Genomic DNA, 22,379 nt, shown 5'->3' on the forward strand with positions numbered 1-22,379 from the left:
ATAGTTATGGAGTGTTTTTACATCAAACGGATTTTCTTTTACATAAAAACGAATTTTTTAAAAGTCACTTCAGAATTGTTCCAATTTTTTATCATAATTGCCACTATGGGAATCAATGTTAGTAAGAATTATGGGACCTGGAAAAAAGTAGGTGGTAGCTTCGAACATTTTCCTATGCGGGAACATTTGGTAATTGAAAGAAAAGAGAAGTACAGTTTTTCCTTTAGCGATGCAGAACTAGTGCAGATCACTACCCCGGATATTTATATCGTGTACGGCGACGTTATGTTCAAACAGCATCAACTGTATTTTCGACCCACCAACGATGTACCGGATATGATTAAGTTGCGCTTCACTTTATCCGGTAATGGAACAATATATAATTATGTCAATAACCAGAAATATCTTTTTAATTCCAACCAACAAAATATCATTTATATGCCTCAATTGGATGGTATAGGTGAATACGATACTAGACGTAACTACCGTTTCTTTGAGGTGCATTTTGCTAAAGAAAAGTTTCTGCAATTATCCGAAAATTCTTGTAGGGCGCTCCAGGTGTTAGCTGATCATGTGGATGGGGGGCGTTATGCACAAATAGCAGAACAAGAACTTCCTATCTCGTCGGCGATGCATGACTGCATTCATGGTATTCTCAACTGTAATTACATAGAAGGATTAAAAGTCTTGTTTCTTCAGTCAAAATGTATAGAATTGCTTGTTCTTCAGGCCGATGCCTTTGAGATGGCAGTTACAAAAAAACAAAATTTTCCTTTAAAATCTACATACGATAAGGACTGTATTTATTATGCCAGGGACTACCTGATTCAGAACATTCACCAACCGCCTTCGGTCGCGCAGCTATCAAAAGTGTGCGGCATTAACGAGTTTAAACTTAAGCAGGGTTTTAAAGCACTGTTTGATAGTAGCGTATTTGGTTATTTAAGTGATTACAAATTAAATTATGCGAAAGAGTTGCTTTTGGACGGCAAGTCTATAAAATCTGTTGCATTCGAACTTGGTTATTCCTCTGTTCAGCATTTCAGCACTGCCTTCCGGAAGAAATTCGCAGTGTCACCCGGAAAAGTGAAAACTTGAAGGATCCCCTATGGCAATAAGGCATTTAGAACATCTGGGGAATGATCGGGCAGGATAACTTTACCCGATAAGTTTTTGAGATTCGTTGTTAAAACGTCATTCCAAGCTATATAAATGGGGTAATCAGCATCCAGCATTGGCGGATATATAATCGTAAACTCATCACCAAGGTTAATCCTTAACTCATCCACAATTACTTGCTCCTGCTCTGTTTTTTCGTCCCTGTGCCTTGAATGAATAATATTTCGTAGCTCATCGTCTCTTAAGTTTGTTTATTAATTTAAACAGTATTGGGTGCTGTAATCAACCCGAATAATTATAAAGAGCACAACCTGGGTACTGCGGATGGCGTTGCCGGTTTTGGCGGGCTGATGCAACAATTGCCCCAAGCCACTGCTAAAGTCAACACAGTTCGGGTATTCCAGGATGGGAACTACATGTTTACCCACACAGACTATAACTTTTTTGCCCGAAAACCGACTTTGGCTGACATCAACAGCAGTGAGCATAAATTCTCTTTTAACGGGATTAGGCTGGATGAGCTGATATTCAACGTCGTGGCCGATCTGTCAAAAGTTTTCCCGGATTTTAAATTAAAATTTGAAATGGCATGTTAGAATCAGCCTATGCATGTTCGGTTACTTTTTAAAACTCAATGGTTGAGTTTTCCGGTGGAATTGAAATTTCGCATGAAACCAAAACCTGCAAATTATGATGGTCTAAAGTGTGGTCAATTATGTTTTCATCTTTTGGCTTTCAGGGATAATGACGTTACCGTTTCTCCGTTATTATATAGCGATCAATAATGACTTTTTTACGGCAATAAAAGCAAAGCAAGCCATGTTTTGGTCGGACCCAAACGACTTGACAGGATAGCCAGAACCCGTATACTTCACTTGTTCAGCATTTAATTTAAGGAGAGACTATTGGTTTTATAAAAGTGACCGTGATTCTAATTCTGGGCAAAACTACCCCAATAATTAGATGATTTCTGATTTCAGCAATGCAGAAAGTCTTTAAAGATTAGCGAGAATTGCCACGTGTAATTAATCGCGATTAGCTCGCATCATTACCAGTCCGATTACAGGCCGAGGACCAATGCCAGGATGTATTACACCAATTAATATAAACGGTTATTTTTTTTATAAGTCATTATAAATCAAACGCTATCAAATTATTTGTAAAAGCTTCGGGATTTGTTGTGAATCAGGATTTATAAGTTAAAATGAGGATAATACTGATCCATTCAAGTCCTGTCCCTAATGCTAGTGTTTAAATCGGTATTATCTTTGATAAGAGTTCTTTAAGTTATCAAATAACCTACCAACGAATCTTCTATCTTCTGTAATTATATCTGCGCTACCCCTTAATTCAGATTTAAAATCCAAAGCAGAACCAAAATTAGTTTTAAGCGAATTAGGTAAGCTGACCGTGATCAGATAATTATTGACAAACCCATTATTCTTATCCCTGGATTGATTGGTCGTTAATGACATGCTTTCCACCTTTCCCTTAATGCTACCATACTGCTGATAAGGATAGTTCTCCAGTTTGACAATCACTTCCTGGCCTATCTTTACTTTTCCAGCTCCGCTTGAAGGTAGAATGAGTTCACCAGATGGCTTATTCTCTTTGGAAATGACGCTAAAAATTTCCTGACCCTGCGAAACAAATTGATTTTCACGCCAGAAGTCAAGAAACTGTACATTACCATTGGCTGGACTTATAAATTCGAATTTCTGTTGCCAGGCTGCAATTTCTTCTAACAGGTCATTATAAGCGGATGCCAGGGCAGTTCTTACTTGCTGCTCTTTATCATTTTTCTGCATTCCGATTTGCTGGATCTTATTAGCGTTATCGGCTAATTGTTGTTTTTGAGAGTAAATAGTATTAAGCGCGTCATGATAGCTTTTTTTGATGTTGTAAAAATTCATCCTTGATTTTTCAAACTCAGCCTCTGATTCCACTTTTCCTTTAAAAAGGGTAGAGTCCCGTTGAAAGGATTTAAAGGTTAATGCAACATTGCTTTTAATCAGCTCGAGTTGCTGCTGCAATTGTTGCAAGCTTTGCCTTCCCTGGGCGATGGATAGTTCCAGGTCTTCTGCTTGTTTGGCAAAGATATTAGCGGAATAAAAAGTCCGGTAATTTTGGATGGCACTGATCAACTGGTAATATTTAGGTGTCAGTTCGCCAAGTACCCAATCGGTATGTAAAAGACTGTCGGATGGTTGAAGGATCTTAAAAGATTTCAGTGCAGCTTTCAGGGAGTTTACATCGTTATAATCCGCTGGGTTATCCAAGTACCCGATCAATTCACCAGCTTTGACCACTTGCTGTGACTTTTTTAGTAACCGAATTTTGCCGGCACCGAAGGCAATCATTTTGATAGGGGGATGTTCAGCGTTAATGGTAATGTTTCCTGTAACTATATCTGGGTACTTCACTGTAAAACCAAAAATTACCAGCATCGCAAATAGGCTTATGGTTAGAATACTCACCACCAGACCAAACCTTGTAGGCATCCGTTCCAGGATATGCTGTACCTCTTCGCTTCTTTCGGATCGCTTTACAGTATCTTTAAACTCTGTAATGTTTTTCATTGCTTGCAGATTAATTAGCCCTTAAAATTTCTGATTGCGTACTTATCAGTTCGTAATACCGGCCTTCCTGTTTGACTAGGCTTTCATGATTCCCCACTTCAATAATCTGTCCGTCCCGAAGTACAATAATTTGATCTGCTTTGCGGATTGTACTTAACCTGTGTGCTATGATGATCACTGTCTTACCTTTAAAAACATGTTCCAATGCGTTTACAATTTTCTGCTCATTTATCGCATCCAAAGAATTCGTTGCCTCATCAAAGAAGAGATAATCAGGATTCTTATATAAAGCCCTTGCAATTAAAATTCTTTGTTTTTGGCCGCCACTCAGACCTCTTCCAAGTTCGCCCATCACCGTTTGATAACCGGAGGGTAATGACTCAATTTCATAGGCAATATTGGCGGTTTCCACCGCGTGACGGAGCAATTCATAGTTGATATTCTCATCTCCAAGAATGATATTATTAAGTATAGTGTCATTAAAGATTTTTCCATCTTGCATTACAGCGCCGCATCGCTCGCGCCATTGCTTCAGACTGATATTATTAATGTTCATACCACCAACGGAAACTTCACCATAGGAAGGTTCATAGAGCCTTAACAGTAATTTCAATAAAGTCGTTTTTCCGCTTCCGCTATCCCCAACAATAGCAGTGATCTTTCCTTCAGGTATGATCATCGTCAGGCCTTTTATGGTTAGCGGACTGTTAGGAGAATATTGAAAGGAAACATTCTTAAGAATAATGGTTTTGTTGGAAGGTAATTCGATTGAATTATTCACCGTTTCTTCCTCTTCTTCCTTCAATTGGTGAATCTCATTTAAACGGAGAAAACTGATTTGGGCGAATTGCGCCGATATAATGAACTGGATAAATTGAATCACCGGTCCGTTCAGCATACCAATAATAAATTGGGTTGAAATCATAACCCCAAAAGTTATCTCTCCGGTGATCACGGCCTTTGCACAATAAAATGTGATACAAAGATTTTTCAGAGTGTCGATAAATTGAGCGCCTAAATTCTGTGTGTCTGTTACTGACAGCACACGGGTATTGACGCGGTGGAGTTTAACCTGATTCTTTTCCCACTTCCATCTTTTCGCGGTTTCATAATTGTTGATCTTGATATCCTGCATGCCGCTGATCGTTTCTACCCAATAACTCTGGTCTTTAGATACCAAATCAAAGTATTCCCAGTCCAGTTTTTTGCGGATACGGATAAATGCCAACGTCCATAGTACATACAGGATACTCCCAAAAAGAAATATCAAGAAGATCACCGTATTATAAATGGACAAGATGATTCCAAACACCACAAAAGTTAGGGTGGAAAAAATCATATTTAGCCCATTGTTCATAATAAAGCTCCTGATACGCTCGTGATCATTGGCCCTTTGTAAAATATCGCCAACCAGCTTATTTTCAAAAAAAGTGATAGGCAGTTTCATGAGCTTGATCAGGTAATCAGAAATAATAGCGATGTTAATCCTGGAGGTAACATGTAATAGTATCCAGTTCCTGACAGCATTGGATAACATAATACTGACGACAATGCAGATATTGGCAACCAATACCACATTGATGAACTTAAGGTCCTTTGTTTGTATGCCAACATCGATAACTGCTTTGGCGATAAAAGGAAGGATGCCTTGAAGGATAGTGACCAGGAGCATGACCACTCCAAGATTAATGAAGTTCTTTTTGTAAGGCTTGAAGTAGCCGAAAATATTGGACATTGTTCGTTTTCTGTCCCTTTTTTGCCCTTCATCCCTTTGCTCAAAATCAGCCATTGGCTCCAGGGCTAATACTGCGCCTTTAGGTTCATCCCTTAGATACCAATGTTTTTGGAATACATCCAAAGGATAACTTACCAGACCTTTTGCGGGATCGGAGGTATAAACCTTATCCTTGTTGATCTTATAAACAACAACGAAGTGCGTATTTTTCCAATGAACAATACAAGGCAATGGTACTTTCTCTTCCAGTTCGGTTAATGTGCAATGTAAAGCCAATGTCCTTAATCCTATGGATTCGGCAGTATAACTCAGGTCAGCGATAGAAACGCCTTCGCGCCTTGTGCCTGCCTTATCCCGCAGGTATTGCAGGGAATAGAATTTTCCGTAGTGCTTTGCGATTATTTTAATGCAGGTGGCACCGCAATCTTTACTATCTAATTGCCTCTCAGTTGGGAACGGCCAGATTTTCATGTGGAGCTTGGTTTTTATCTTGAATGATGGCCATAATGGAAAAGGATAGATAACTCATTTTATTGTCCTGTATAAAAAGGCTGGCTAAGGCAATTTTTAATACATTTTGATAGACAATCCAACTGGCTTTGGGGATTAGTGAACCTTCTTCCGTTTCTACAGCGGGATTTATAGATCCCGGATGAAGTTTATTGGTATTCAGAAAAGGTATTAAATCATGAAAGGTTCTCCGGCTTGGCTCCGGTATCATCCGGAATTCGTTATCACCGAATAGGGACTTCAATGTATTTGCCTGTTGTGCATATTGCTTGGCAAACACGGATGCCATGTTATTCTTTTCCTGCATTAACTGATCCGTCCTGAAAAACCTGCCCTTGTCATAGGCACAAGTGAACCAAAGCGTGTGCACGTAGGTCAGGAAATCAAGGAACTCGTTATTGTCGCCGTTAAACAAAACAGCATGGAACAATTTAAAAAGTTCTAATCCCGCCACAAAGGATTTTGTTTCTGCCAAATCCTCAAACGCCTGACTTTTCTTTAAGCTGGAAAGCCACCTCACTAATGGTCTGATCATTTCCTGCTGACTAAAGACCAGAGAAAGGTCGAGGTTAACTGGGAAATTGGCTGAAATACTTCCGTTTTTTATAACAAAATCATTCAGCAAGGGAATGATTTCCAGGTTTAGCACGGTCACAGAAGAGGCGAATAAAAGGAGGTACAGGCTGTCTTCGTTGATCTGGGAATCACCAATAGCCCGGGTCCTGAAAACCAGGTGGTCTTCTATTTTGTCGCCAATTAAATCAATTATTAAAGGGAACTTTTTTATGGCGAAGTCATAACAATCCGCCACACCGAAAATCTGTATAACAAGATATGGCTGTTTAACTTCCAACATAACTTCAGAGACGCTATAGCCATTGTCTAATCCTTCAAAATCTTCAAGTTTATTATTTAGATATTCGATAAAAGGTTTTTTATCGTGATCCGTAAAGTAGCCTTCATACAAGGAAAAGATATTATCATACAGTTGAGCATCATACCTGCGAAGATTGCGAATCATGTGTCTGCCACCGCCATGAGTCCATCCATTGTTATAATGCATATAAAACATGATAAAATGAGAAAATAGTTCATTAAGTGTCACATAACTTTCTTGTTTTGATTTAGCACCTTTGAAGTCTGAGAGCAGATTGAGTATTAACGCTTTTTTCTGCTGTAACTCTAAGATTGACATTTTCCTGGGTCCATCGGCATAAATGGTACGGCACCTGGAAATGAGGTTGGTCAAGTAGCCGTTATTATCCTGAATGATTTGGGATTTAGCAAATGCTCCCAAGTAAGTTCCTATTCTAGAAAAATAATCGTTCCAGAGTATTTCATCAATTTTTGTAAATGGGATATGGGTGACCTGAATTTTTAATCCTTCGTAAATAAATGTTTCATGAAACACGTAATCCCGCTGATAGCTCAATACCCAAAGATCAATATCCGACTCTTCATTAAAATTCTGGTCCACGTAGCTACCGGTTAAACAGGCTGCATAAACGTCGGGTAAATAATAATTTAAAAAAGATATTATTTTAACATTTAAATCGTTTATTACAATATTCATTATTATATTGTGGTCAATTATATACAAAACAATAATAACTTTAAATATTTAATTTAGCGACTAAACCTTAAATGAAAAATTTAGATGAATTAACATTACTGTTCCCGGAAATGGAACAAAAGCGGCAGCAGTCAACGTTAGGTGGTGATGTTTACGATGGTGGTGACCATGGCATTGCATACTCTATGACAGGAGATCCTGGAGTAACTATTTATGGCACCCCAATTACACCTCCCGATCAATATTCAGGCCCAGGATTCAATAATGGCGGCCCAGGTGATAACGGGGGCGGGGGCGGCAATGGAGGTAGCGACGGTGGTTACACTGGGGTGAACACAGCCTTGCCAAATGGATACTGCTTTTTTAATGCACTGGCATATGAATCGAAACAATACCATTGTAACACTACCGATCAGCAGTATTTGGATATGTTTAAGCAAGAGTTCGGAGCGGACAGTGTTAATAGCGCTGGAAATATAGATCCAAGACTTGCATCAAACTTTGCTACTGAGCATTTTCAGGGCCAGGTTATTCTTTCCACTGATAGCTTCCAATCCTTTCTTAAAAATGGTTATCAAATTATTACCGACATCAAGACAGGACCAAATACGTATCATGAAATTGTAATTACTGGTTATGATAGTACACTGAATATGTATAAAACAACAGACCCAACAAATAATGATAATTTGAGTTATGCAGATCCATCATCGGTAAATCAGACCAATGCTTTTGCCGTCGGTGGGTGCAAGTAACATTAGGATGCTAACCACCTCTGAAAGAAAATCATGTAAGCAGCAACTGAGTACCAAAATTGGTTGTTGCTTACTTATTATTTGCGCGTGTTTTTTTGGAACGACAAGTTGGGCTCAAAATAATAGAGCATTAAATTACTTTGTTGATAATATTGGCTTTGAATATCATTTACCTTCAAAGTACATTAAATCAGACTCGACAGAACACTATTTACCTGGTCGAAATAGCACAGGAAAGTATGTTATGCCGATAAGTTTTTTTTGCCAACTCGAATCAATTGACAAAAATATTTTGATTGCCGTTTCTTTTATCAATTACAATGGCTGGGACGAAAAAAAGATCAGGCAATTAAATCCCAATTTCAATGTTAATAATGGCTATAAGGGTGATATAGCAAATCAAAAAGACACAAGTAGGGTAAACTATTATTCTGCATCAATGGCAAAGCAATTATATAATGCTGATGTGGCTGGTTACTATGATTTTTTTCCTGAAAACCCATACAGAAACAGATATCATTCATGCCAAATCGTCTTTCTACACAAGCAAGATAAGGGGCAGATCCAACTCTTTTACTTTTATAATAGTAAAAAGGCGCTTGAAAAGGCCTTAAAGAATACCAAAGATATGATCCGATTTTTGGATAAAAAAACATCCTGATGCTGGCCGTTTTTTAGGCAGAGAGACTTGTATGTCAAGCTTTCTTGTTAATTGTATTGATCATTAATTAAACTAGAAATAATATACCTAATATTTATTTCAAACCCTTGCTTTAGTGCAGTATAATTTTGAATTAAAATGAAAAATTTAGATGAATTAACATTACTGTTCCCGGAGATGGAACAAAAGCGCCAACAGTCAACGTTAGGCGGTGATGTTTATAATGGTGGTGACCATGGCGTTGCATACTCGATGACAGGAGATCCTGGTGTAGTCATTTACGGAACACCAATTACGCCTCCAGGCAATTATTCTGGACCTGGCTTCGATAATGGTGGTTCCGGTGAAAATGGAGGAGGAGGAAGCATTCAAACTGACGGTGATACATCCAATCCATACGGGCCTCAGGCCATTATGACGCCCCTGCATATTGACATTGTTAACGATTTGTACAATAAGTTTCGGTATTCTGCCGATTTAACACAAACCCAAAAAGACAATTTCAAAAATATCCTCCTTAACATAGACGGCACAAAGTCTGGGGATAAAATGCTTACAGCGCTGGATGCTTACTATAATAAACCGGAGAACGCAAATTTGACGAAACCAATGGTCACCAATAAGCCATCAAGCAATGGCGGTACAGCAGCATTTGATCATCAAAATAATGAATTTGATTTACAAGGTTTCTTAGACGGGGGAAATACTAATTCGTGGGGAATTTATAACGTGGGTCATGAATTAGATCATACGCTGCAATGGGCCCAAAACCAAAACCCTAACAAAGTAAATTTTGAATTGGATGCTTATATGTTGGCAGCTGAAATGGTTAAAGAGGCACCTGCCGACTACACATCGCAGGCGTTGGAAATTAATGTGCAATCACAATTAGACTTCGATCACCAAAACGCTCAACAGTCACAATTTACAGTAGCTTGGGCAAACTTCCTTAATGGGGATTACTCAGCATCTAATTATTCAAATTTGGTTTATGGTTTTCAGCAGGGATCGACTGTAGGTCAGAATTATCTAACTTATAATAAAGCACCTGTGACAACAGATCCCAATGCTGTACCACAATGGTTAACAGATTTGCAGAACCAATAATCCTTATTAACTATATACCAAACTAAATGAAAGTAGTAATAATTAGCTTCCTGTCATTTTTACTTTGTCAGGCTGCTTTGGGCCAGTCCCACATGATATCAGCAAAAGACGCCTATAAATATATTAATCAGGTGGTCATTGTCAAGGATGATATCTATGCTTCAAAAGTGTATAAAGACTCAATAGCGGTGTTAAAGCTAGGAAAAAGTGGCAATGATCATCCTTTAACGGTTGTTTTATTAAAAAAGCCGAATGGCCCAGCTTTGGATGAAAAAGTAATAAATACCTTGCAAAAAGGTAAGGCTTCATTTAAAGGATTGGTCTTACAAAACGAAAGTGGTATACTTATGATAATTGATAATTCTGATAAAATCAGATTTAATTTCAAGGTTGATTAAAACCATTATAGCATACGAGGAAATTAATATTTCCTCGTATGCTTCTTATCGATCTTTTGCTTCTTAAAAAAATTAAATAAAGAGACTGTAAAGACTACTCAATAATCTGACGTAAAGTACTCCAATAACTGATGTTGATTAGTTTTGTATTCGGTTCTTGAGGTGGATATTCTGGAGCCGTTGATCAACGCGTTCTGCAAAAGAGTTCAGGGCGTTCCGTTACACTTTGACCATGCTATCTTCCTGAATTAGATATTTGAAATTTGATATTCATCAACACAACTAATTGGTCTAATGGGCACGGAACAGCATGGTCAAGTGTGCCGGAATGTCCATGTTTATTTTCCTATGAGTAGGAAAGTGCTTATAAAGCACTTCTTTATATAATAACAGGTCCTTATTGCATAATAGTAGGGTATAAAAAAACAGCTCTTTATATTTGACTTTTTCGCTGTTATTGACCTTTGTCATCATGGCATTCCGGTTAATGTGTTAATTAAAAAAGGCAGCAAGTCGAATGACTTAGAAAACTCGGAAGTCGCCCGTTGCTGCCAGAGTGTCAGAACTATTAATGATATGATGAGCACAAATAAATGATGCTTTCCTCCTGATACTTCTTCGCTAATAATCTCGCCGTATTGTTAATGCGTTTAGGTATAAAGGCATCGTTTCTCTCTTCTGACGTACATTTAATGCTTAATTTTTACAGGAGTCTTTTTATATCGATTCCTCTGCCGATAAACTTTGCTGCTCCAGCTGCCCACGGTAAAGTGCCTCGGCTTTGGCTAATAATATCCCGACTAAACGTGTCGCAGTTTTTACTGGATCTTCGTCCGCTATAAAATTTTCATCATAACGTGCCTTGGAATAGCCGTTCTGTAGTAAATTGAAGATCTCTTTACCTTGCTCGGTGTCCAGACTGAAGATCACTATCAGGTCCTCGGTAAAAAGCAGGGTTAGCGACAGTAGTTTTGACAAGCTGTGAACAGATTGCCGGTAGCCGAACAGTATTTGCAGCACACCTATTAAGGTATGTTCTGCGGCTTGGTGCAGCAGGAATAAGGCTAACCTGTTATTACCTTCCTCTAAATAGCGTTTAGCGCCCTGAAAGAACTCTTTTCCATTGGTGCACCATCGTTTCCAACAGGCATTTATAGCTGCTTTTTGTTGCTTTGGAGAGAGCACATGCGGTGTAGGCAGGTAAAGACCTTCAGAGGTATAGACATTGATCCCTTTTTCAAATACAACGGACCAGAACCGGCCCTTGCTGTTAATTCCATCAGCCGCGCTTTGCACTTTATGAACGATTGGGTAAATGTTCGTGAGTGCTTTGGTATTATCGATCAGCTTATTGACAATGCTATGCTCCGGCATTTTCTCTTCATCATCTACCAATATTAGAAGGTAATAAGTAAATGGTTTAGGGTAACTGCCCAGATAAGTAATAGAGCGTATTGTCGGTATAACTTTTAAGAGGTGCTCGGTAACCGTATCGATCCCCAACTTTTCCGCTGTTGTCATCTTTGGTTCAAATGGTTTTATCGTGATCGCTTTTGGGTCAATAAACAGATTTTCTTCGGCTATTTCCGGCACTTTATCGCTCAATATTTTATCTGACCTTTTGATGGCTATTTCTTTTTCATCTTGAAGCTTATCATATTTATGTTTTATTAATGTCCGGATACCCTCAGTTTGCTGAATAACCCAGGCTGCGTCATATAGCTGACTAAGATTACGGTAAATCGTCTTCATTTGGGTTATGACCTCGTCGTCATGAATGGGGCGATTATACATAGCACCATATAACCAGTATTTCAGATGATCACGGTATCGTTGCACACTGAAGTGTTTGTATGTTTTTTTGAGTATTTTATAAGGATGGAGTAGTTCCTGTTCCGAAAGATCGTCCGGAAAATAGATCCATTCTTGCTTTGCCTTTTCCAGCAGTATCGGTGTGAGTTGGTTTTCCTGTCGATGACCGCCTTTATAGGAAACCCATAATAAATAACAGGCCTCGACTAAGCGAATGACCTGTTCATTGATAAATAAAAGTTCACCGGGACCGTGTGGCTTTCCCTTGAAATAGGTGTCAGCGGTGACTGCCTTTCGCCACTGTTTGAGATCTTTTTTGTGAGTGTCCGGCCAGCTGCCGAAAAACTCATTTAACACAACGTATGGATTCTGTACTTCTTCGAAGGACAGGTTCTTGGGATAATGTTCCCATGGTGCATGATATCCGAGACGCATACTGACTCAATTAGTGCCGGGCTACATTGACCGGTAATACAAAGAACCGGAGCAGGAAATTTCTAACCTATTCCTTAGCCGTCTAACGAAGAACGCTAAGTAGATAATTTATCCCCTGCAAATGCCTAAACCAGCTTTTAACACCTGAGTATATTTTTTTATTACATTTGTTAAAATCATACTTGTAATACTGCTGACCAATGAATACATCTACTGAAACACCGAAAAACATCCATCAGGGCCGTAATGTTAAACGTTTTAGAGAAATGCTAGGATGGAAACAAGAGGCATTGGCGTTGGCACTTGGGAATGACTGAAGCCAAAAAAGGGTTTCTCTTTTAGAACAAAAGGAATTAATAGAAGACGATATTATAGAACAGGTTGCAAAAATTTTAAAAGTACCTTCAGAGGCTATCAAAAACTTTAATGAAGAAAGTGCTTTAAATATTATCTCAAATACATTTACAAGTAATGACACATCAACTTTAAATGCCATTAATTATCAGCCGACATTCAATCCATTAGATAAGGTAATCGAGCTATTTGAAGAGAATAAAAAATTATACGAGCAATTGTTGGCAAGTGAACGTGAAAAAGTAGAAATACTAAAAAATAAATAGATAGACCTTAATATTAGTCGCGTTCGCGTCGGTAACATCAGGCTCAAAGTTTCCTTTTATTTTACTTTGTAATTGTTAGCTATTCTATCCTTTGTCGGGGATATATTTACGAATCTTATCACCAAATACGGCACCAGCTAAAAGTAATACCAATAATATGGAACCAGCCAGAGAAATATTCTCGCCCATATAATAAGATGATGGGTGAAATACAAATTCTACTTTGTGTATACCTGCTGGAATAAGCGCCGCCCTCAAAAGGTAATCTGCTCTAAAATAAGGCTTCTCTACCCCATCAATAAACATCTTCCATCCTTTAGCGTAATAAATCTCCGAGAAAACTGCTACTCCCCCGACCTTTGACGACGATTTGTAAACCAAGTTATCGGGATTATAACTCACCAGTTTTATTGTGGCACTGCTATCCCGCCCTGCCGGCTCATTGCCAACCTCATTTTGGTACTGTTTATTGGCCACAGCCTCGTCTTTAGGAGCAAATTGATTAAGCGCCTGCATTTCCGCATTGGCGTTAGCTACATATTTTATGTTCTTAATAAACCAGGCATTGCCGCAGGCATCAGGATTAGGATACAAAACTTCACCCCGTTTTAATGAATCCGGTACAATAATATATTTTGTATTCAGCATGTTTAACACGGCCGGATTGGCTCCTCTTAAAAATTGATTATCTATCAATTCATCGTATCGCTTCATTCTTGCTGCCGAGTATCCGCCTATCGATTTATGGAAAAATGGATTCCGTACGTCCTGCTTTATGGAAGCGGTAGCGTCATATACTCTAAAATCAGGGTCCGTGTCTTTAGCTATATCTACGTCAACAACTCTTTGTGGTATAGCTGCATCCTGCTTTTCGGTAAAATTAGCGTCCTTTAAATAACGCTTATCAACCTGCCAAAGATCAACCAATATGACTGCGAATAACAAGATGGAAATGGTGGTTAGCGTTAGTTTCTGTTTTATATACATCCAAACAATACCAAACGTGATCAATACAAAAAAGAGTGACCTGATTGCATCGGCACGTTCAATATTAATTCTGTCTTTTACCACCCCATTTGCCAAAACATTAGCCGTCGCTGCATCTCCTTTTAAGGCCTGGGTTAAATTGGCGATACTGCTTAATTGATCGCTCGGTCTGAAACTTAACAACAGTTCCGGCCAAATGACCAATATCAAAACAAGTCCACCTGTAATGTATAAAGCCAGCAATAGTTTTTTAACCAGCTCTCTTTTATTCGGGGTTGCAATAATTTCCTGTATTGCCAAAAAAGCCAGCATAGGGACACATAGGCCTGCCACTGCAAGAATGGATTCAACTGCGCGAAATTTATTATACAGCGGGAAGTACTTTAAAAAGACATCGGACAAATATGGCCAGTTGCCCCCGAATGACAATAGCATAGTTAACACCACTGTACCCAGTAACCACCATTTAAGCCGGTTTTTAACTACGATCAAGCCAAATACAAATAGTAAACAAATACTTGCGCCAAAATAGAATGGGCCACTGGTGCCTGGTCGTTTTTCGCCCCAGTAAAGTGACAGCCCATCCATACCTGACGTAGATGATATTTGCTGAACAATGCCCAATGCTTGCTCTTTAGACTCACCTTTATCGATAAGAACTTTAACCATTTCAGAGTTTTCATCAAATAATTCGGGACCGGAGGCACCCCCAGAAGCATTCGGTACTAAAAACGTAAGGCATTCAGCCACACCTTGACTATATTGATAAATATAATTCTTAGCGAGACCGTTTTGCGGCTCATTGGTGTTATTGGTTAAATTTGATTTGCCCCTGTAGCTGTCTTTACCGTATTCATACGTACTCCATAAAGTAGATGCATTTACCGCAAAAGCCAGCAATGACGCCACCAACAGATAACCCAGAGATTTAATAAATGAATTAACCGTTTTATTTTTGATAGCGTGAAAAAGCTCTATTCCTATTAAAATTAATATGGCCAGCATTAAATAATAGGTCATTTGCAGGTGGTTAACCTTAATTTCAATAGACAGGAATAGGGCCATTAATGATGTACCTAACAAATATCTCCCCCTTAAAGTTAACAGAATACTAGCCAGTATAGGCGCAAAAAAAGCGATGGCAAAAGCCTGATTGGTATGCCCGGCAGCGAGCAATATCATATTGTAAGAGGTAAAGGTAAAAGCTACGGCACCCGCCGCAGCCAGCCAGGGACTAAGCTTTAATACATTAAACAAAAAGTAAGTACCAAATAAAAACACCAATACCATGCCCACAGGGTTGGGTACTGCATACCCAATTACATTTATAATATGTGTGGCGATATTGGCTTTATATGGTGCCCAGATCTGGTAAGCAGGCATCCCTCCAAATATTTGGTTCGTCCACAAAACAGTGGTATCACGGGAGCGATAATCCATGATTTCTTTTTGGGTCGACTGCGCGCCAAGGACATCTCCCTGACCCAACGTTTTCCCTTGGAAAGCCGGTGAAAAATATAGAAAACACAAGACAAAGAAAACACCCGCGATAGCAAAATGTATCGTATTACGCTTTAGCCAATTCATCATATGTTGCTATAATTATTATTTTTTTAAAAATACAATTATGGGCCGTATAATTTCAATTGATTTTGGATGCCAGTGGAATTACTAGACATCTTCCCCTAAGAAGGCCATAAGATGATTGTACAGATGCCGGAGATTATTCTTGTGTTTTTTACTGAGATCGGCACTGAGTTTCTTTTCCAGCGCTCGTTGAAAAGTGAGCCGATGGATTCATGGTTAGCTATATTATTCATAATGCAAAACTCGTCTTGTACCGGAAATAGTAAACACGATTATTCTTATTGTACACACCAGCTCATTGCACCGCTTAAACAACCGGAGCTTAAAGCAGGAAAACGGTCAAGGGCCCCGATCCTATTATCGGGGTTCATACACCCTTGACCGTTTTCCTGCGCGGCTAATTTTGTGACCGCGGTGCTGTGACGATCTCGTCTTACCCAGCTATCCGGATAAGGCAGGTGTGCAGAGGTAACGAAAGCACGCCTGTAGTGCGACGGCGAGGCTGGCGGTGGAATGCAGCCCGGAGCGAAGCGCGTGGTGGTATTCTGCCGCATGCCGCAACCATATGGCCAATGAGCATAAGCTTTCATATCGATTGGCCCTGGCTCTGATCCAGGTTACGTCCCCGCTTCTTTTTCCTCTTGCGCTTTTTATCATCATCCTGCGCAGGCGCAGCATAAACACTTTGCCCATCCAGTAAGATAGCTAAAAGTCCCTTGCCCTGATGATGGCTTTGCTGCTTTTCTATTTTAACCGCTTGTTCCTGTTTTTGCTGTTCTTTGACTTCCTGCTTTTGTTCATAAGAACCATGCTTTAAAGTATTGGCATATTTAAATGATTCTTTGATCTCCCGTTCATATCCAAACCGGCTGTCAAATAGCCTTTCCGTAGCCTGCTTAAAAGCTACCCGATCAAACTGGCCCACTTGCTGACTATGCACGGCATTGGTGCCCCTGGAATTGTTCAAAGGGCTTAACTTGATACGATTACTGGCATCCTTCCTGCTGACAATGATCTGGACATGCATTTGCTCTCCTGGCTTCCTGTCGCCTCGCTTTACCTGTCCTTTTCTTACCTCCAGGTCTTTATACGTGTAGTATCTGTGATGCTCCAGCTTCCCGTAATACACCAGGTCCTGGTTACCATCAATACCGTTACGTTTAAAATTCTTCGCATAGGCATGCATAACGTCGTTAGCATAACGTTTTAACTGCTCTTTAGCACCCTCTTCTCCCAACTGGGATTTCAAATAAAGCAGCTCTTTTTCGCTCGGGCTGATATTGATCAAAAAAAATTTGGCCTCATCTCTGGACAGCTTGGCTATATTGTTATCGATGCCCTGCCTTACTTCATAAGCCTGAATATTATCTCTTTCAGGATTGAACCAATATTCCGGCCGGTAGCTTTGTTTTAACTGTTCTGCTAACCGGTTTTCTTTTTCCAAATAAACCACCAATTGACTGCTGCTGCCTTTGTTATTCCCTGTTTCGCTTTTGGTAATATTTACAAACATGATATCAACCCCTTATAAGTTCCTCAGCATATTCCTGACATACCTGATCAGTTCATCTTTTTCTACCTGCTTGGTCAGCATACCCATTTGCTCCCTGTTTTGGATATAATGCTCCAGTATCTCTGAGAACCTGCTTTTCAGTGTCTTTTTATCATACTGCGCGGTATCCAATCCTGACAGGTATTTGGCGATCTGGTTAATGTTCTTAGTCTGTTCGGCATAAGCAGCTTTCTGTGCATCATTATACTTCAGGATATGATGATTAAAGAAATCTACAATCTTACCCTGTACGGTAATGATCCTCTCCGAATCTTTCTTCATGGGGATCAATAACTCTTGTTCCTGTGTTTTGATAAAAGCTACGATATTATCGGTCTTGCGATTGATCGCATTCTTTAGCAGTTCATCATTCAAATCCCTGGGATCTTTCTTGCTCTTATAAAAGTAATCCACCATATAGATAAACAGATCAAGCTTGGTCAGACCGTTTTTATTGGCTATGGTTTGCAGCTTTTCATCTGTTTTAACCGGAAACCTGATGGTTTTTATATTTTCATCTTTGGTCATATTGCCTGTTATTTCTTTAAAATCAGTATACTGCCGAGTATACTAAAACCATTATCTATAGTATTAAGGGGGGGGTAAAGTATACCGCAGGTATACGCGAATCGGCTCTGCCCCGCAGGGCGAGCGGAAAAAGTCGGGTGTGCCCGACTTCCGCTCGCTCCCCCCGCTTTCGCGAAGCGACCGCCGCTTCGCTTCCTGATTTGCAAAGCAAATCATTACCGGTGCAGCCTTTGGTTGCACCGGATTTATATAGCTGAATATCTGTCTATACTTATATCGGAATAACCAGTTATTCCGATATGCAGTTATCCGTATAGCCCGAGATACGGATATACCGATATAAAATATCGGGCTACAATTCCCAACCAGCAGACCAGTAAACCTGGCTGCCGAGTTTAGGATGGTATGAGGGTTGATAACGGATGTAACCATATTCATTGAGTTCTTTGATACACTTGTGATACGTTGCAATAGATGCTATCCGGCTGAAAGCCATCAGCGTTTTTCTGGTAACAGAAAACGGGCTTTTAAAACCAGCGCGTTGCCATTGGACGAATAATGCACTGAACAAGCTGACATGTGTAGTATTCAGTCGTCCGTCCATGCTCATGCATTTGAGCAGCTTACTATAACCAGCAAGTTCACTCACCGCAATTTTATGAATACTCATTGCAGACCTCCTTCCAGTAGCTTGTTGATGTCGTCGAGCTTGTAATACATGATACTGCCGACACGGGTAAAACTCAATGTACCGTTGATACGCAGGTTCTGTAAGGTGCCTGGTGATATTTTGAGCAGCTTTCTTACCTCGTTACTTTTGAGCCATTTTTTGGACTGGCCCTGGCCGTCCAGTTGAACGAGTTTCTTAATTTCTGTTAATAGTTCGCTTTTAAATTCATTCAGATCTCCTTTAGTGATCAGTTCACTTGCTTGCACAATCGCCTCCTTCGTTAAATCGTTACTTAATACTTATCCCGTCGGTGCCGGATACGAAGCAAAGATGTGTGCATGGCGATATTGTTCATTACCATAAGCCAAGCTATGGTAACGACAGGCAAAGCATAGTGCTGAAAAAGAGTGTGCTGAATAGTTTAGAAGCAATTGTTAACGTTTGCCTGCAAAAGAAAAGTGAACCTAAAATCCGGTCTTAACTTGCCCTGCGTTTTGCCGAAATGATATTGAAATGCTGGTTTTCGGAAGGAATAGCAGATGACCTGCCACTCGGATTACTCGCGTCACGTGGATAGTAGCGCCGCACACGGTCTAATTTTATCGGTTCACCGTCTTCCTGAAAGTACCGGCAGATCAGTTTGGCCCAGGTGATGGGCATCTGCGAAAATACCAGTTCCTTATCGCCTACTTTTAGTGCCTCAATCTTCTTGAAAAGGTCAACCACAGTGAGGAAATGACCGCCGGCAATATTGATCGGGTAGTCGGTATCCAATTTCTCAGCCTCCCTACGCTCGTCCATCAGGCGTTGCAACTGTTCTTTGAGTATCTTGATCTGGCCTTCCTTCTCCGCAATAATTTCAGCCTGGGTACGGCCAAGATTCCATTCATCGATACTTTGAAGATATTCTGCAAACCGGTTAAGGTGAAATTTATTCCGGAAGTTGAGGGCATGGCCGGACGTATACCTGTCCTTCTGTCTTAATTGTGCGATGGCATCCTGTATGACTTCCCACACATACCTGAAGAACTCCTGCTCGGTTGTATCATCGTAGTTAGCTAAAAAGAATTGCAGATGGTATTTATACAGTTCATCGAATTCTTGTTCCCTCTTTCGATAAAGCAAATTGAGAAAGTGATTGTCCTCAACTTTTTTATTCCAAAAAAATGGGCGGCCAATATCATTAGAGTCCTTGTTGAAATCGAACGGCGCTCGGTGTTTAAAGTATTGTTCACGCATAGGTTGAATTTTAACCTAAAGTTAATATTCTAATTAAACATTCGCTTTCAATTCAAAACCTTTATCTTTAATTTTTTTTATTGTTAAGCAGTTTTTTGTACAAAACCTTTGCTTTAGTTAATTCTTTTTCAAATACTCTTAAAAAGATAGCTGTTATATTTGGCGCTACGAATCGACTTCCACTTTACCTATTTTATAAATTTCGATTTGTTGAATTACGACATCCCATTGAATGTTTTCAACGGCTTAAATCTTTGGCTTTTATCGAAAATTGGATGATCATTTACTACCCTTTTACTATTATTATTTTAACCGCGCTTTAATTTAAACGGATAATGACAGATGATATTCAATAAGCTAAAGTTAGTTATTGACACCGCATTCAATTAACTGGGCCCTATTTAGATAATCTCCAAAGTCTTTTTTATTATAATAATGCTGATTAAAGAAATTTACTTCAGTCCAAACCTATTTTTTGAAACACTAATGGAGTGACTTCCCAAATCAATAGCGCTGTCCATAAACTCTACCTGGTATTTCTTTAACTGGCTGAGCAAATTCCTAATCGTTTCTTTATCTTTCGAGTTTGTTTTGGGACCGAAAATAATGCCTGTTAAGCATTTGGGATCAAATGAAATGGTTCTATTAGCATTCCCCAATTCAAAAGAGCTTAGTTCACGGATTTCATGCTCATATTTCCAGTTTTTGTATTTTGAGTAGATGATTTCCGTTGTATCCATATATGGTGAACCATCGTAAAATTTTTTAATGATTGCATTTCGATATTTAACTTTTGAGCCGGAAAAAACGTAAAAATTGGGTTCTGGGATGATCTTTATATCAAATACCAGGCACACGCCTTTGGTATTATCAGCATAATGGCTCCACATAAGATGATCGCCATGCTTTTCCGAAAAGCAACATATTCCATATTGGCTAGCAATGGTATTTATGTAGTGATGATATTCGAGGTCATCAAGAAACTGTTGCTTGTCCGGCATGTGAAATGTTTTTATAAAATCTGATAACACCAGTCCTTCATTGCCAGTCAACTTTTGTGCTTCTTTGTAATAAAAACTCAGGATTTCCTCATCCTTTGGGTCGGCATCAATTGAGTAACGCGTATCGAAAGGGTCGTTGAAATATCTCGGGTCACTGAACCAAAGCTCATTATTGACGAGCAGCTTAATAAGGTTTAAGTTTACCGGTACATATTTGAAAACATATCTATTTTTGGTTTTTTCAGGGCGGAAATAATAAAAAGTCAATCTTTTGACCAATTCTGCTGAAAACTTTTGACTTTTAATATCAACATTAAAAATAATACCATTAGCCGTTAACTCGGTTTTGGCAGTATTAAAAGAGTTGAAAATATCATTTAGGCCTTTTTCGGCGTTCCCAAAGTTGGCTTCTTCAGTTCGCAATGTTATAAAGACCTCTTTTTCTTTAACCAATAATCCAATTTCGATTATATAACGGTAATGGATACTAAGATTAAGGATGAGATAGTTACAAAAGCGTTTAAGTTGGTAGTTAAGTGTCTGCATATTACCATTTAATCTCCGGAAAATCTTGGAATTCAAGATCGGTCACCTCGCATTTTTGCTCCCTTGCAGACTGCTCGAAAGAAGCGATCAGCCCTTTAAACTCGGGAGCGCAGGTATTAAAATAATTAGTTAAAAGCTTGGGGATTTTTCTGAACCGCGTTTTGCCTGCTCTATCCGCTACGTATTCCAAATGAATAGCCTGGTAGATAATGAACGCATATTCCGTGCTTACAGCGATACCCCTGGCAATAAAATTCTTGATCTCAGCCGCTCCCGTCTGATCATACTCGTGCAAAGCCCGTTCAACGACATACTCCAGCAGGTACATACCAGCCTGGTGAAGTCTTTCGGTTTGAATATAACCGGCATTATGTCTAAGTGCAGAAATAAAGATAAGTATATCTGTCCAGACCAGTTGGAAACCGTAGTAATGCAATGTGTAATTTTCTCCAGGGAAACTCACTTCATCAGTTAATCGCTGGCCGCTGTAGCCTTTTCTTATCTCGTAGGCGAAATTCATTAACAGCAGATGCTGTCCTTTCTGCGACTTATTGTTTTCGTCCAGTGCGCTGGCAATGTCGTGCACAGTTTCATAAAGACTTTTTAGATCGCCGTAATCACCGAATATGGATACTCCGGTACCGTTTTTAGTTGGATAAGCTTGTAACATGTATTTGTTTTTTTGTAGTAGGAATTTAGGGATAAAGGTTTAAGAGGCTGGTCAAAACTATAAAAATTTATATCTTTATAAAAAAACAACTATGGGTTTTACTGTTACCGAAACAATTACCGTCTCCACTGCGAGTGGTCCCGTTATAATTGAAACGGACAAGATTGAAAAGATCGAAAAAGCTTCGGATGGCGGCGCAAATGTTAGTTACAAAAAGGGCAATCAAGTTGTAACAGTACTGACAGTGGAATCCTTTTTGAGGGTGATCTGGTATTTCACCAGAGAAAAATATTGA

19 protein-coding genes are annotated in these 22,379 nt (G+C 39.4%); 7 read left to right on the plus strand and 12 right to left on the minus strand.

Going from position 1 to position 22,379, the window contains the following annotated elements; genetic code table 11:
- Positions 1 to 105: 105 nt before the first annotated feature.
- Positions 106 to 1,098 (plus strand): helix-turn-helix domain-containing protein, encoded by a 993-nt coding sequence (locus BW976_RS13340; protein WP_175614103.1) that lies wholly within the window; start codon positions 106 to 108, stop codon positions 1,096 to 1,098.
- Positions 1,099 to 1,388: 290 nt separating this feature from the next.
- Positions 1,389 to 1,715 carry a hypothetical protein gene (locus BW976_RS13345; RefSeq protein ID WP_076373802.1) on the plus strand — a complete coding sequence of 109 codons (327 nt, stop codon included), beginning with the start codon at positions 1,389 to 1,391 and terminating at the stop codon, positions 1,713 to 1,715.
- Positions 1,716 to 2,381: 666 nt separating this feature from the next.
- Here BW976_RS13345 and BW976_RS13350 read toward each other — a convergent pair.
- From BW976_RS13350 to BW976_RS13360, 3 genes are read right to left on the minus strand one after another with little or no spacing between them, the layout of a single operon-like run.
- The gene (locus BW976_RS13350; RefSeq protein ID WP_076373803.1) at positions 2,382 to 3,698 is read right to left on the minus strand and encodes an HlyD family secretion protein; all 1,317 of its coding nucleotides are present in this window, start codon (positions 3,696 to 3,698) and stop codon (positions 2,382 to 2,384) included.
- Between the two features lie 10 nt (positions 3,699 to 3,708).
- The gene (locus BW976_RS13355) at positions 3,709 to 5,904 is read right to left on the minus strand and encodes a peptidase domain-containing ABC transporter (RefSeq protein ID WP_076373804.1); all 2,196 of its coding nucleotides are present in this window, start codon (positions 5,902 to 5,904) and stop codon (positions 3,709 to 3,711) included.
- Positions 5,879 to 7,516: a nucleotidyltransferase domain-containing protein gene (locus tag BW976_RS13360; protein WP_076373805.1), complete on the minus strand. Its 1,638-nt coding sequence runs from the start codon at positions 7,514 to 7,516 to the stop codon at positions 5,879 to 5,881. The genes BW976_RS13355 and BW976_RS13360 overlap by 26 nt, the downstream gene beginning before the upstream one ends.
- Positions 7,517 to 7,587: 71 nt before the next feature.
- Between BW976_RS13360 and BW976_RS13365 the strand changes: the two genes are divergently transcribed.
- The 4 genes from BW976_RS13365 to BW976_RS13380 all read left to right on the plus strand — a co-directional run bounded on the left by BW976_RS13365 (position 7,588) and on the right by BW976_RS13380 (position 10,437).
- Positions 7,588 to 8,271 carry a hypothetical protein gene (locus tag BW976_RS13365; protein ID WP_076373806.1) on the plus strand — a complete coding sequence of 228 codons (684 nt, stop codon included), beginning with the start codon at positions 7,588 to 7,590 and terminating at the stop codon, positions 8,269 to 8,271.
- 7 nt (positions 8,272 to 8,278) lie between these two features.
- Entirely contained in the window at positions 8,279 to 8,932 is a 654-nt protein-coding gene (locus BW976_RS29075) for a hypothetical protein (protein WP_139332295.1), read from the plus strand.
- 138 nt (positions 8,933 to 9,070) lie between these two features.
- Positions 9,071 to 10,039: a hypothetical protein gene (locus BW976_RS13375; RefSeq protein ID WP_076373808.1), complete on the plus strand. Its 969-nt coding sequence runs from the start codon at positions 9,071 to 9,073 to the stop codon at positions 10,037 to 10,039.
- A 26-nt stretch (positions 10,040 to 10,065) separates the two neighbouring features.
- Positions 10,066 to 10,437 carry a hypothetical protein gene (locus BW976_RS13380; RefSeq protein ID WP_139332296.1) on the plus strand — a complete coding sequence of 124 codons (372 nt, stop codon included), beginning with the start codon at positions 10,066 to 10,068 and terminating at the stop codon, positions 10,435 to 10,437.
- 717 nt (positions 10,438 to 11,154) lie between these two features.
- On the opposite strand, the gene BW976_RS13390 is transcribed toward BW976_RS13380, so the two are convergent.
- The 9 genes from BW976_RS13390 to BW976_RS13440 all read right to left on the minus strand — a co-directional run bounded on the left by BW976_RS13390 (position 11,155) and on the right by BW976_RS13440 (position 22,084).
- Entirely contained in the window at positions 11,155 to 12,684 is a 1,530-nt protein-coding gene (locus tag BW976_RS13390) for a HEPN domain-containing protein (protein WP_076373811.1), read from the minus strand.
- Between the two features lie 704 nt (positions 12,685 to 13,388).
- The gene (locus BW976_RS13400) at positions 13,389 to 15,881 is read right to left on the minus strand and encodes a glycosyltransferase family protein (RefSeq protein ID WP_076373812.1); all 2,493 of its coding nucleotides are present in this window, start codon (positions 15,879 to 15,881) and stop codon (positions 13,389 to 13,391) included.
- 583 nt (positions 15,882 to 16,464) lie between these two features.
- Positions 16,465 to 17,391 (minus strand): DUF5712 family protein, encoded by a 927-nt coding sequence (locus BW976_RS13410; protein ID WP_076373814.1) that lies wholly within the window; start codon positions 17,389 to 17,391, stop codon positions 16,465 to 16,467.
- 12 nt (positions 17,392 to 17,403) lie between these two features.
- On the minus strand, positions 17,404 to 17,958 hold the full coding sequence (locus BW976_RS13415) for a BfmA/BtgA family mobilization protein (protein ID WP_076373815.1): 555 nt from the start codon (positions 17,956 to 17,958) through the stop codon (positions 17,404 to 17,406).
- Between the two features lie 352 nt (positions 17,959 to 18,310).
- The gene (locus BW976_RS13420) at positions 18,311 to 18,628 is read right to left on the minus strand and encodes a hypothetical protein (RefSeq protein WP_076373816.1); all 318 of its coding nucleotides are present in this window, start codon (positions 18,626 to 18,628) and stop codon (positions 18,311 to 18,313) included.
- Complete coding sequence (locus tag BW976_RS13425) at positions 18,625 to 18,894, minus strand: helix-turn-helix domain-containing protein (RefSeq protein ID WP_076373817.1); 270 nt, start codon at positions 18,892 to 18,894, stop codon at positions 18,625 to 18,627. Before BW976_RS13425 ends, BW976_RS13420 begins: the two co-directional genes overlap by 4 nt.
- A gap of 211 nt (positions 18,895 to 19,105) precedes the next feature.
- Positions 19,106 to 19,867, minus strand: coding sequence for a hypothetical protein (locus tag BW976_RS13430; RefSeq protein ID WP_076373818.1), 762 nt, complete (start codon positions 19,865 to 19,867; stop codon positions 19,106 to 19,108).
- Between the two features lie 452 nt (positions 19,868 to 20,319).
- Complete coding sequence (locus BW976_RS13435) at positions 20,320 to 21,321, minus strand: DUF2971 domain-containing protein (protein WP_175614104.1); 1,002 nt, start codon at positions 21,319 to 21,321, stop codon at positions 20,320 to 20,322.
- A gap of 94 nt (positions 21,322 to 21,415) precedes the next feature.
- Positions 21,416 to 22,084: a DUF6904 family protein gene (locus BW976_RS13440; RefSeq protein ID WP_076373820.1), complete on the minus strand. Its 669-nt coding sequence runs from the start codon at positions 22,082 to 22,084 to the stop codon at positions 21,416 to 21,418.
- 91 nt (positions 22,085 to 22,175) lie between these two features.
- Here BW976_RS13440 and BW976_RS13445 point away from each other — a divergent pair, with 91 nt between their 5' ends.
- The gene (locus BW976_RS13445; RefSeq protein WP_076373821.1) at positions 22,176 to 22,379 is read left to right on the plus strand and encodes a hypothetical protein; all 204 of its coding nucleotides are present in this window, start codon (positions 22,176 to 22,178) and stop codon (positions 22,377 to 22,379) included.

It is taken from the genome of Mucilaginibacter lappiensis (assembly GCF_900155965.1).
GTDB classification, from domain to species: domain Bacteria; phylum Bacteroidota; class Bacteroidia; order Sphingobacteriales; family Sphingobacteriaceae; genus Mucilaginibacter; species Mucilaginibacter lappiensis.

Coding starts and splice junctions, on each gene's coding strand:
- BW976_RS13415 (WP_076373815.1), bottom strand. CDS start 17,958: ATGACCAAAGATGAAAATATAAAAACCATCAGGTTTCCGGTTAAAACA.
- BW976_RS13355 (WP_076373804.1), bottom strand. CDS start 5,904: ATGAAAATCTGGCCGTTCCCAACTGAGAGGCAATTAGATAGTAAAGAT.
- BW976_RS13400 (WP_076373812.1), bottom strand. CDS start 15,881: ATGATGAATTGGCTAAAGCGTAATACGATACATTTTGCTATCGCGGGT.
- BW976_RS13445 (WP_076373821.1), top strand. CDS start 22,176: ATGGGTTTTACTGTTACCGAAACAATTACCGTCTCCACTGCGAGTGGT.
- BW976_RS13440 (WP_076373820.1), bottom strand. CDS start 22,084: ATGTTACAAGCTTATCCAACTAAAAACGGTACCGGAGTATCCATATTC.
- BW976_RS13410 (WP_076373814.1), bottom strand. CDS start 17,391: ATGTTTGTAAATATTACCAAAAGCGAAACAGGGAATAACAAAGGCAGC.
- BW976_RS13350 (WP_076373803.1), bottom strand. CDS start 3,698: ATGAAAAACATTACAGAGTTTAAAGATACTGTAAAGCGATCCGAAAGA.
- BW976_RS29075 (WP_139332295.1), top strand. CDS start 8,279: ATGCTAACCACCTCTGAAAGAAAATCATGTAAGCAGCAACTGAGTACC.
- BW976_RS13360 (WP_076373805.1), bottom strand. CDS start 7,516: ATGAATATTGTAATAAACGATTTAAATGTTAAAATAATATCTTTTTTA.
- BW976_RS13390 (WP_076373811.1), bottom strand. CDS start 12,684: ATGCGTCTCGGATATCATGCACCATGGGAACATTATCCCAAGAACCTG.
- BW976_RS13430 (WP_076373818.1), bottom strand. CDS start 19,867: ATGCGTGAACAATACTTTAAACACCGAGCGCCGTTCGATTTCAACAAG.
- BW976_RS13365 (WP_076373806.1), top strand. CDS start 7,588: ATGAAAAATTTAGATGAATTAACATTACTGTTCCCGGAAATGGAACAA.
- BW976_RS13375 (WP_076373808.1), top strand. CDS start 9,071: ATGAAAAATTTAGATGAATTAACATTACTGTTCCCGGAGATGGAACAA.
- BW976_RS13420 (WP_076373816.1), bottom strand. CDS start 18,628: ATGAGTATTCATAAAATTGCGGTGAGTGAACTTGCTGGTTATAGTAAG.
- BW976_RS13340 (WP_175614103.1), top strand. CDS start 106: ATGGGAATCAATGTTAGTAAGAATTATGGGACCTGGAAAAAAGTAGGT.
- BW976_RS13380 (WP_139332296.1), top strand. CDS start 10,066: ATGAAAGTAGTAATAATTAGCTTCCTGTCATTTTTACTTTGTCAGGCT.